General features: G+C 52.8%; 10 protein-coding genes. 3 read left to right on the top strand and 7 right to left on the bottom strand.

Annotation, left to right across the window (positions count from 1 at the left end; all coding sequences use genetic code 11):
- Positions 1 to 17: 17 nt before the first annotated feature.
- The 3 genes from ACRBB0_RS06420 to ACRBB0_RS06410 form a co-directional block, all read right to left on the bottom strand.
- Positions 18 to 1145 (bottom strand): gamma-glutamylcyclotransferase, encoded by a 1128-nt coding sequence (locus ACRBB0_RS06420; RefSeq protein ID WP_431373924.1) that lies wholly within the window; start codon positions 1143 to 1145, stop codon positions 18 to 20.
- 2 nt (positions 1146 to 1147) lie between these two features.
- A complete protein-coding gene (locus ACRBB0_RS06415) occupies positions 1148 to 1588 on the bottom strand; it encodes a TrgA family protein (RefSeq protein ID WP_431373580.1) in 441 nt (146 codons plus the stop codon).
- 121 nt (positions 1589 to 1709) lie between these two features.
- Positions 1710 to 2909, bottom strand: coding sequence for an aminotransferase class V-fold PLP-dependent enzyme (locus tag ACRBB0_RS06410; protein WP_431373579.1), 1200 nt, complete (start codon positions 2907 to 2909; stop codon positions 1710 to 1712).
- 152 nt (positions 2910 to 3061) lie between these two features.
- Here ACRBB0_RS06410 and ACRBB0_RS06405 point away from each other — a divergent pair, with 152 nt between their 5' ends.
- A complete protein-coding gene (locus tag ACRBB0_RS06405) occupies positions 3062 to 3442 on the top strand; it encodes a VOC family protein (RefSeq protein WP_431373578.1) in 381 nt (126 codons plus the stop codon).
- Between the two features lie 36 nt (positions 3443 to 3478).
- Here ACRBB0_RS06405 and ACRBB0_RS06400 read toward each other — a convergent pair whose 3' ends face one another.
- The 3 genes from ACRBB0_RS06400 to ACRBB0_RS06390 all read right to left on the bottom strand — a co-directional run bounded on the left by ACRBB0_RS06400 (position 3479) and on the right by ACRBB0_RS06390 (position 5792).
- Positions 3479 to 4135 (bottom strand): site-2 protease family protein, encoded by a 657-nt coding sequence (locus ACRBB0_RS06400; RefSeq protein ID WP_431373577.1) that lies wholly within the window; start codon positions 4133 to 4135, stop codon positions 3479 to 3481.
- A 96-nt stretch (positions 4136 to 4231) separates the two neighbouring features.
- Positions 4232 to 5224 (bottom strand): acryloyl-CoA reductase, encoded by a 993-nt coding sequence (acuI, locus tag ACRBB0_RS06395; protein ID WP_431373576.1) that lies wholly within the window; start codon positions 5222 to 5224, stop codon positions 4232 to 4234.
- Positions 5225 to 5276: 52 nt separating this feature from the next.
- Positions 5277 to 5792: a DinB family protein gene (locus tag ACRBB0_RS06390; RefSeq protein ID WP_431373575.1), complete on the bottom strand. Its 516-nt coding sequence runs from the start codon at positions 5790 to 5792 to the stop codon at positions 5277 to 5279.
- A 548-nt stretch (positions 5793 to 6340) separates the two neighbouring features.
- Between ACRBB0_RS06390 and ACRBB0_RS06385 the strand changes: the two genes are divergently transcribed.
- Entirely contained in the window at positions 6341 to 7501 is a 1161-nt protein-coding gene (locus ACRBB0_RS06385) for an ABC transporter substrate-binding protein (RefSeq protein ID WP_431373574.1), read from the top strand.
- Positions 7502 to 7580: 79 nt separating this feature from the next.
- On the top strand, positions 7581 to 10238 hold the full coding sequence (locus ACRBB0_RS06380) for a methyl-accepting chemotaxis protein (protein ID WP_431373573.1): 2658 nt from the start codon (positions 7581 to 7583) through the stop codon (positions 10236 to 10238).
- Between the two features lie 14 nt (positions 10239 to 10252).
- On the opposite strand, the gene ACRBB0_RS06375 is transcribed toward ACRBB0_RS06380, so the two are convergent.
- A complete protein-coding gene (locus tag ACRBB0_RS06375; RefSeq protein ID WP_431373572.1) occupies positions 10253 to 11290 on the bottom strand; it encodes a LacI family DNA-binding transcriptional regulator in 1038 nt (345 codons plus the stop codon).
- Between the last annotated feature and the right edge of the window lie 80 nt (positions 11291 to 11370).

The following is an 11370-nucleotide window of genomic DNA, read 5'->3' as shown; positions in this document are numbered from 1 at the left end:
AACTCAAGCCACTGAAATCACACCGCCGTGCGCAGCCCACCCCGCGCCCGATACAACCAGAGCAACATCATTGCCAATGGGGCCACATTCACTTCGCCGCTATCGACCAATGCCATCGCCTCCTCAAACGGGATCACATGGCTTCGGATGTCTTCGTTTTCCGTTGCAAGCCCCCCCTGCCCTTGGCTTCGCCCACTCAGATCACACAGGCCCAAATAGCAATGGAAGAATTCAGTAGAATATCCCGGAGAGGCGTAAACCTTTGGCATTTCAATCAGTTCTGAGAGATCCAAATGTGCCTCTTCCGCAGATTCACGAATGGCTGCATCGCGTGGTGTCTCTCCGGCGTCAATCAATCCAGCAATCGGTTCAAGAACCCAAGGTGCAGGATCTCCACGATTGAACGCACCAAACCGGACCTGTTCAACCAGCAACACTTTGTCAGTGACAGGATCATAGGGCAGCAACAAGGCAACATCAAAAGACATGAAAGTTTCGCGTTTCAACGTCTCGCTCCGCGAGCCATCAAAGCGTTTGTGACGCACGCTAAACGCATCCACACGGAAAAACCCATTAAAACCGGGGCGCTCTGCGACCAGTTCTATGTCTGTTGCCGACATCGGATTTCGAAGCTTTTGAGGCGCACCGTTTTGCGCCAATTCCTGTGCCCAGGCCCGCGCCCGAAAAAACGGGAGCAAATGCACCATTTCTTGCGCTGAAACATCGCCTCGACGCGCCATAACTTCTTTGGCCGCGCCCAGCGTCATACGACCCCAACGCGCGGTCCAATCCTCCAACGACCAAACCGGCCCTTGTTCCCACGACGATGCATTCGGAAAATAGACCTTCGCTTGCACCGACTGACCGTCGATCACAACGTCAACGTCGCGCAGATCATAGGCAAAGCCGCCCTCGTAATAATTCAACCGATCCAGGTCTTCTTGACTTAAATCGCAGAGCAACAAGCCCCCAGCAGAACCATTTGGCTCTTCACAAATCATTGGAAAGGCTTGGTCTTTGGCCCAGTATACGGCGTATCCGGGCAATACTGCATCACAGGTTTTCAGCGTTTCAAACGGGCGGTCCAAAACAAGCTCAAGCAACGGCGCATATCTCAGCGTGCCGTAAAAGAATAAATTGGCCAGAGTTACCTCCAGTGGCGAGATGCAATTTCGCTAATATATCCGGTGACCAAAGCCCCAACCAATAGGCTTACAATAACAGGGCCATTGACCAAGTTTTCCCCGAATTTAATGCATAGCTCAAAAATTGCGGCGATTGCTTCTACAACCCCGTCATATTGATGATCCATAGACCGTTGAAACATTTCATAGGTGCCCTGCGCAAAGAGCGCCCAAAACACCATCGCAACCGTTCCGGTAAACCCATTGGACACCGCCGCAGATAGACCGCGCCCTGCCCGTGTTCCGATAACGGCCCACCCACACACGAAACCAATTACGGCATTCACGATCGAAAAGACGCCAAAGGCCGTGCTAGCGGGCATTTGGGTTTTGATCAATTCAGAAACACCATATGCCAAAATAGCTAAGCAAAGGGCGGCAATGAGTTTTGCGGCTGTGGGCATGTTGGACGTACTCTTTCAAACAGTGCTACCCCCACACATAGCGCTATATCAGGCCCAAACGCAAGATGTAGCGGTTGCGCATTTAGGTACCCAAGCGGCCCGCTTGCTTCGGCAGAGGGGCTTACAAGACCGCGTCCAGCGCTGTGATCAGCTTGGTCATCTCCTGCTCTGAGGTGTAATGCGTAAAGGAGAGGCGCAGCACGCCATGTTCAGGGTTGATCCCCATCGCCGTCAGCGCCCGCACCGCATAAAAGTCGCCGCCGCCCGCCATAATACCATGATCAACAAGGCGCTTGGCCAAATCTGCACCCGGCGTTTGGGCTTCAATCGCCACAGTGGGAGCGCGGTTACCCGCAGTTTTTGGCCCCAACAGCCGAAGGTCATTGCGGTCTGACAGGTAGCTTAACAAAGGCTGCAAAAGCTTCGTCTCGTGATCGCGTTTCATATCATGCACTTGCGAGGCTTGGATACCATGATGCGCAGCAAGGGCATCGACATAATCCACCATTCCAGCGCAAGCCGCGATTTGGGCGTGATCCGGGCCCGCTGGGGTAAACCGCTTGTACAGCGCATCGCCGTTGAAATAGTGCCCCTGATTGGGTAGCGCCATGCCCAGCGGTCGACGCATGACCATGATCCCCTGATGCGGGCCAAAGGTTTTGTAGGCGGAGAACAAGTAGATATCTGCACCAAGAGCGCCAACATCAGGGAAGCCGTGCGGCGCATAGCTCACCCCATCCACGCACACAAACGCCCCCGCCGCATGGGCCAGCGAGGTGATTTCAGTGACGGGGTTGATCTCACCAACCACGTTTGAGCAATGCGGAAAACACACCAACCGGACTTTTTCGTCCAACAGGTCTTCCAGATCTTCGGGGTTCAGATGCCCCGTGCTTGGGTCAACCTGCCATTCCCGTATCTCAAAACCATCCTCTGCCAAACGCCGCCAAGGGCCTGTATTGGCTTCGTGATCTTGGTTTGTGACAATAATGGCCTCACCCGGAGACATAAATTGGCGAAATGCCTGCGCCAACACATAGGTGTTTTGGGTCGTTGAGGGTCCAAATGAAAGCTCATCGCCCTCAACCCCCAACAAAGCAGAGAGGCGCGTGCGGGCCTCATCCATTTCCTCGCCACCAAGGCGGCTTGCCTCATAGGCTGCGTAGGGTTGAACTTTGCGTTGGTGATAAAAGCGCGTCAGCCGGTCGATTACAGGTTTGCACATATACGACCCGCCCGCGTTTTCGAAAAACGCTTGGCCATCCAACGACGTTTCCTGAAAGGCCGGGAACTGAGATCTGACGAAATTGATGTCCAGCATAGTGCCCCCTGATGTCTGTCCACCGCGCAGAAAAGCGAGGTTTCTGACGAAGGTCAAGCGCTTGCATCGACCAGCGGTGTAACTGCCACAATCTGGCAAGGGGCTGTGACACGACTGGGATCAGGAAAACTATTGACCAAAAGGAACCTATCATGACCCATAAACCCAAGAATTTCCTCGTTTGGGGCGAGCTTCCCGTGACCGATTTAGATCGTGCGATATCGTTCTACAAGGATGTCACCATGGGAGACATTACCTTGGACACCAGCGGGCCCAATCCAATGGCCATTTTTCAGCCAGAGGATATGAAAACCGGCATTGCCCTGAGTATGTACCCCGGGAAACCGGCCGAACGCGGCACGGGCTCCACGCTCCACCTGTCAGCGCAGGGCACTCTTGAAGACACAATGCAGCGCGTGCGCGATGCGGGCGGTGAGGTCGTGTCAGAGCCGATCCCACTTCCCTCTGGTCGCTTCTTTTACGCTCTGGACCTGGACGGCAATTCGGTTGGGTTTTTCCAGTCAAATGAATGACCTAAGTCGCTGAGCAATGGCAGGCCCTAGGGCCTGTCACATCGCCCGTCCCCACAGCATGCGCCAGTGCAGCGGCAGTGACGGCAAGAAAAACAGAACAAATCCCAAGGCCCACCAACTGTACAAAAGCGCTGGGACCAGTGCCACACAGGCCAGCAACCCGATGCCGCCCGCGACCCGCTCTGCGATTTGGAAAGGCATCAAACGGCCCAGTAACAAATAAAAGAGCTTGCCTCCGTCCAGCGGCTGGACTGGGATCAGATTAAACATGGCCAGCCACAAATTGATCCAAGATAGGGTTGCCAAAACCCAGGCCAGATCATCCGTGGGTGCAAAAGGGGTCGCCAATGAGCACACAGCCCACAACACCAGATTCACCAAAGGCCCCATCGCGACAATCAATTCATCTTCGGAATGGGTCGTGGCCGGGCTGTGTTCGCAATATCCACCACCCGCATATAAAACCACGCGCCCCACGGCGACCTTTTGTATCAAACATCCCCAAGCATGGCCAAGCTCATGCAGCAAAACCGAAACTATCAGAAGAAAGACAAACATAAGGTCATAGGCGAGGTACGCAGTGTCCGCGACATCGACATAGATGAAAATCAATAACAAAAGGCTGGGGCAAATGCCAACCGGGACCGACATCGGTCCTCGAAACTCGAACAGGGAAAAATCAGACGAAAACATGGAACACCTCTCACTCAGACAGGAAGGTAGTATTCCAAACCTTCGGCAGAAATTTGGCAGGTCTGAGGCTTCAAAGCGGTCGACCTTCCCTGTGATTTATCCGTTTACATCAACGACAACACGGCCTTTGATCTGGCCCGCCAAAATATCGGCCCCCAACTGGGGAAGATCTGACAATGTTGCAGGCTGAATCATCACTTCCAGCTTGTCCATCGGCAGGTCTTTGGCGATCCGCTGCCAAGCGCGCAAACGATTGTCATAGGGCTGCATGACAGAATCGATGCCCAGCAAATTCACCCCCCGTAGCAAAAACGGAATGACGGTTGCGGGCAAGCCGGCCCCCCCGGCCAATCCGACTGCGGCAACGGACCCACCATAGCTTATCTGGCCCAACACACGTGCCAGCATTGCACCGCCAACCGCATCAATGCATCCAGACCAGGTTTCGGCTTCCAGCGGACGCTTGGTGGTTTCGTTGATCTCTTCTCGGGCGACAATCTGTGTGGCACCAAGGCTTTTTAGGTAATCACTGGTTTCTGGGCGCCCGGTGACACCGGCCACGTCATAGCCCAAATGGGCCAGAATCGCGGTTGCAACGGACCCGACCCCACCAGCCGCCCCCGTAACCAAAACAGGCCCCTGCCCCGGTTTTAGCCCATGATCCTCAAGCGCCATAACCGCCAACATCGCCGTAAACCCAGCCGTCCCAACAGCCATTGCCCGACGGGTATCAAGCCCATCCGGCAAAGGAACCAGCCAGTCTCCTTTGACCCGCGCTTTTTGCGCATAGCCGCCCCAATGGGCTTCTCCGACCCGCCAACCGGTCAAAACAACTTTATCGCCGGGCGCATAGCGCGGGTCATCTGAGGCCTCAACCGTTCCGGCAAAATCAATGCCCGGCACATGCGGGTAATTGCGCACAAGGCCCCCGCCTGGACCAATGCACAATCCGTCCTTGTAGTTTACGGTGGAATACTCAACCGACACCGTCACATCCCCGGCAGGAAGATCTTCAAGCCCAATCGCCTGAATCCCAGCTGCGGTTTTGCCGCTCTCGGTGTCTTTGGTCACAACAAGCGCTTTGAACATTATGAGCCTCCTCGTCCACATGTTTCCAAGCCATTGCTATGCGCCCAACCGGTCAGAGACAATCCTCCTTGTCAGGCATGAAGGTGACATCGGTGACCGCGCCTTGGCATCCGACAGACGTCAACATGACATGCAGTTGCCCACGATGATGGGTCTGATGATTGAACATATGCATGATGCAAACACCAATCGGCTTGCTGTATTCTCTATGATTTACAACTGAGAACCAGTTCAGATACCCCGTCAAATCGATAGATTTGATGTGTTTTGCCCATCGGTTGATGGCACTATCTGTTCTGAAACGTTGTATTTCCCATTCTTGCAACGACGCGGTCATTTCCGTGCCTTTGGCAAAATTTGCAGCCGGTGCCTCAACATTTGCAAATCTCGACATCCACAATTGATCAGACCAAAGAATGTGGTTGGCCGTCGCCAAAATTGAGCCGAAATAGGCCCCGCGCTCTTGGTTTAAGACCTCGTCATTCAGCCCCCGAAGGATCGGAATGAGCTGATTGTTTTGCCAACTGTTGTACCGCGCCATTTCGCGCACGTATTCCGCGCCGATCAATTGGACTTATCCCACATAGCGTAAGCTGTCGCTTTGCCAAGTCGGACATGACGGCACATCCTGTGATCACGTTCCTTTTTGTCTTCCGTAGGCTGAACGCCAATCGCTTTTGTCATCAAATCCCTTTCATTTTGCCAAACCGCGCCAGGAGCAGCACATCGCAGAGCGCGCCCTCCAGAGCCCTCGCAAGGATGATCTATGCCCATCGAAACAGATACTCCGTAAAGTTTTCAAAGCATTCCCTCAATTTTTTGTTTGCGGGAAACCAGGCTCCTACCCACAGTCCCGACACCTCAACTGAGTAAACCAACACAAGTAAAATTGGGCAAGGGGCTAAAGTTTACACAGACAAAACAACATTTTAAATTCACCTTTCACCCCCCTCCCAAAATTTACCAGATCACAAAACGTGAACCTAAAAGGCATCCCAATCAGGGCATCATTGAAAAATTAGTTAGAAGTTTAGAGGCTATCTCAGGGGAGGTATTCAGTTTTTTTAACAAAAGGGTTCCAAGGTGAGGCGAACGTCCGGCTATTGGAGATTTTGGATGATACGTGCAAAGACGACATTATTAGCGGCTGCAGCAGCTCTACTTCCTGGTTTGTTAAGTGCTGAACAGGGCATCACCGATGACGCGGTGACCTTCGCACAAGTTGCGGCCCTCGAAGGTCCGGCGGCAGCGCTTGGACAAGGGATGCGCACCGGCATGATGGCTGCTTTCGAAGAAGCCAATAGCAACGGCGGTGTCCATGGACGACAAATTGTTCTGGACAGCATTAATGACGGCTACGAACCAGATCTGTCCGTCCAACATGTTCAGTCGGTCATTGCCGGAAACGGACATATCGGCCTGATCGGCGCGGTCGGCACCCCAACATCCGCGGCCACGCAACCTGTTGCAACCGCAGCCGGAATGCCCTTCATCGGCCCCTTCACAGGTGCTGGCTTTTTGCGCAAGGCCGAACATGGCAATGTGTACAACGTTCGGGCCACCTATTTTGCGGAAACAGAAGCTTGGATTCAGCATCTTGTCGACAACAAGGGCATGCAAAAAGTCGCGCTGCTCTATCAAGATGACGGATTTGGACGCGTTGGATTGGCGGGTGTAACCGCGGCCCTTGAAAGCCGGGGCATGTCCCTCGTCGCGAGCGGCACTTATACACGCAACACGGTCGCCGTAAAAAAGGCTTTGATCTCAATCCGTAAAGCCAAGCCCGACGCGGTTGTGATGGTTGGGGCGTACAAACCAGTCGCCGAATTCATTCGCATGTCGCGCAAGCTTAAATTCAACCCAACCTTCGTAAACATCTCTTTTGTCGGGGCTGAAGCCTTGGCCGCCGAACTCGGTGAAGACGGCGAAGGTGTGATTATCAGCCAAGTCGTTCCCTTCCCATGGGATGCCTCGGTTCCAGTTGTGGCTCAATACCAGAACGCCTTGTCTGCAGTTGCGCCCGATGCCGCGCCCAGCTTTGTAACATTAGAGGGCTATCTCACCGGTCGCCTGGCGATCAAGGGCCTGGAAGCAGCAGGCAAAGACCTCACACGAGAGAGCTTTATGGACGCAATGGCAGGCCTACGGCACTTGGATTTCGGTGGCGTCGAAATGGAATTCGGCCCCGGCGACAACCAAGGCATGGATGACGTGTTTTTGACTCACATCACAAGCGATGGTGGCTTTGCTCCAATCCAGATGGGCGGCGATTCCTAAAAAATGCTCGGGCACGTCGCGTTCGTCGCGTGCCCGTTTCCCACCTCGACAACCGAACGATAATTCTAGGTGATACCCAATGGCCAAAAAGACTTCAGCCGACAAAAAACGCCGTTTTCGATTGTTTTCCAGCATCGGCAGCAAGATCACCGTGATCTTACTGGCCATGGGGGCTGCGTCAGCAGCTGTCGGAATTCTAGTCTCAATGGTTTTTGGCCGAGTATCGGGGGATATGGAGCAACTCACTGTTGAACGGCTCCCTGCCCTTGAATTGAGCAGCCAACTGGTTGCAGCAAGCAGCGAAACTAAAAACGCAATGACAACCGTCCTTCTTGTGAAAAACGTCAAGGAAATGCTGGGGGCTCAGGAAGATACTGAGGTTGCGATGGAGCATCTCGCAGGTTTGATTGCCATGCTGCCTGAAGAGGAACAGGCTGAGTTCGAAACAATTAGACAAAACGCCAAAAAGACACTCAATTCCCTGATTGAGGCGCGCAACAGTAGTTTTCAGAACAAACAGTGGATCGAAAAGCAGACTGCTGAAATGCAAACGCGTAGCGTCGAATTGCAGAAGATTTTGACCGAAATGGCCGCCGAAGCCGCCGCTAACTTAAAAAAAGGAGGCGAAGCAACCATTGCATCGGTTGATGCAACGTATGACGACCTCGTAAACAATAAGTTTGCGGCATTGCAATCGCTGCTTGAAGCACGAGCAGAAATTAACCTTTTGTCCGGCACAACTTTTGCTCTCACCAATACACGCGACGCCGCGACACGGTCAATTTTGTCCGATATTGTAAAAGCGTCAAATGAACGCTTGAGCGAGATCATCGATATCCTGGCGGACAACGAAGAGGTCGACATTGATATCGAAAGCTTGAATTCTGTCGGCACCATCTTCTCAAACGCTTTGGCCCAGGGGCAGCAGCGCATAGCAGAAAATCGCAAGGCTGTTCTCGCCGCCCGCAGAGAATCTGACGTGTTGTTGTCAACAGCAATCGACGACATGATTTTTAACCTAATTATCGCAGCCGAGGAAGCCAGCGAAGCCAATAACACCTCGATTCAAAACTTATTGGATAATGAAGTTGGGTACTTAAACACTCTTTTGGAAATCAATTCTTGGATCAGTACATTTCAGATGGCGGCGCTGGATGTTGTCGTTGCTCCAGGGGTATTTGAAACACACACAGCATCGGGTAACCTTGCCAAGGCCGCCAGCGAGCTTAAAAAATATGTGGACTTTAAGGATGGAATCCTTACTCGAGATCTTTCGGGTTTGATCATTCTGGCCGACCCAAAATTGGGCTTGCCTGCGTTCAAAACAGCATCCCTTCAGGCCAACGCAGCAGCTGCGCTTGAATCTGAGGCCACTGCCAAAGCTGTTTTGAAAATTTCAAAATTGGCCAGCGCATTGGGCCAGAGGAATCTAACCGAAATTGCAACCATGGCAAATGGCATTTCGTCAGACGTCAGTAAAAACCAACAGTGGATGCAGGGTCTGCTGGCCGGATCTGCCATCGTATTGCTGCTTTCACTCTTATTCACTCGCGTCCTGATCTTGCGGCCCCTTCGCGCGGTTAGCAAAACAACAGAACGCTTGGCCGATGGCGACCTTTCCGAAGTAGTTGGATTTGATCGATCATCTGATGAGATTTTCCGCATTGCACGCGCCCTCGCAATTTTCAGGAATGGACTGGTGGAGCGACAGGAAATGGCCGCAGCAAGCGAAGCAGAGCGCGAAGCGCGGGCTGCCGAACAAAAAGCCGCTGTAGATGCTATCGGTGCCGGCCTAGAGCGATTGTCGATTGGCGACCTCAGCACTCCGATCGAAACCGAAATGAGCGGCGGCTACGTCAAGCTACGCGAAGATTTCAACGTTGCACAAACCACACTCAGTAACACACTCTCTGAAGTCATTAACTCGGTTTCCAGTATTCGAAACGGGGCCGCCGGGATCAGTGAAGCAACAAATCATCTGTCACAGCGAACAGAGAGCCAAGCCGCAACGCTCGAACAAACCGCCGCTGCCCTAGATGAAATGACTGCAAGCGTGCGTACCTCGGCTGATGGTGCTCAAAACGTAGAAAACGCGATGCAAAAGGCCAAATTGGACGCCGAAGAAAGTGGCTCTGTGGTGCAAACGGCCGTAGCAGCGATGACGGAAATCGACAGCAGCTCAAGTCAAATTTCACAAATCGTTAACGTGATTGACGACATTGCCTTCCAAACCAATCTTCTGGCACTCAACGCAGGTGTAGAAGCCGCACGTGCAGGCGAATCTGGAAAAGGATTTGCAGTCGTCGCATCCGAAGTGCGCGCCCTGGCACAACGCTCTGCTGAATCCGCAACCGAAATCAAAACTTTGATCAACGAAAGCTCTGAACACGTAGAACGTGGTGTTGAATTGGTCGGTAAAACCGGAGACGCTCTGACTTCAATTTTGGAGCGCTTTGGAGAAATCTCTCAGCTTGTGTCAGGAATTGCTAAAGTTACAGCTGAACAATCCGCCGGCCTCAATGAGATCAATATGGGCATTATTCAACTTGATCGCGTTACGCAACAAAACGCATCAATGGTGGAGGAAACAACAGAGTCTGGCCGTATGCTGAATTCAGATGCGAACCGTATGGCTGAACTTGCCGAACAATTCGAAATCGGACAAATTAGTGCCCCCGCGTCTTGGGAGGAACAAACTTCAGAGGATCTTCCAGACGATGTCGCGCAAGCAAGCTAACACTCGGTATTCTTCTAGTTGTTGGCGGGGCCGCAGCTTTCTCTCACAGTCAGGTCCCCATGAAAAAGCCTCTGGGTACCCTCTGAAATTTCACCACCGATTATGCGCAACAACATATCCATTGCAGCTTCCCCAATAAGGCCACGGGGCTGGCGAAGAGTTGTCAAAGCGGGTGAAATATAACTGGCAATGGATGTATCGTCGAAACCGATCACTGAAAAATCCTGTGGAACGCCGTAACCACGCAAACGTAGCGCGCTAATGACCCCGACAGCAACATCGTCATTGTAACAAAAAAACGCTGTCGGGAGCGTGTCCTTAATGAACAGGCGTTCAACTGCGGCCCGACCGCCTTCGTTGCTCGTCCCCCCATCAACACACCAAGGTACAATTCGGCCAGAAGCTTCTTCCAGCCCTTCCAAATACCCGCGGCGTCGCAAGTCAGACACCGGATCGGTTTCATCTGAGCCAACGTAAACAATTTTACGATGACCCAAAGAAATAAGGTACTCGGTGGCAATTTTTGCCGCGCCCACATCATCAACACCGACATAGGGCACAGTCCCTGTTGTCACCGGGCGGTTGGCTGCGACGAGGGGAGAAAACTTGAAACCGGCCGGTTTGACATGACCTGCAACCGGTAAATGACCCGTCAACAAAATCAATCCGTCAACCATGCCCGACGACAGAAAGCGCATATGATTTTTCTCCAACTCAATTGAGCCTTCTGTGTTGGCAATCAACACCCCATAGCCGTTCATATTTGCGGCCTTCTCCATACCCGTCAACAAACCTGCAAAATTGGGATCAGAAATTGACGGCGTAAGGACCATGACCATCTTGGATTTTTGCGTGCGCAAACTTTGCGCCATGGCGTTCGCAGTGTAGCCAGTGCGAGCGATAGCAGCGGTGACTTTCTTGCGGGTGCTTTCCGCCACTTTCTCCGGCTTGCGAATCGCGCGGCTTACAGTTGCGATGGAAACCCCTGCCAGACGCGCCACATCCTCAATTGTTGCCGGTCTTGACGTCGGAATGTCGCCGTCTTCGTTCACTTTGAACCCACCTATTCTTGGCCACAATCCATGGCGAAAATCCGCTTTATTTTACAAGCTGTTGTCCATTCGTATAACGG

The organism is Pelagimonas sp., assembly GCF_050633425.1.
GTDB lineage: Bacteria > Pseudomonadota > Alphaproteobacteria > Rhodobacterales > Rhodobacteraceae > Pelagimonas.
This window is presented reverse-complemented; position numbering and strand designations above follow the sequence as displayed.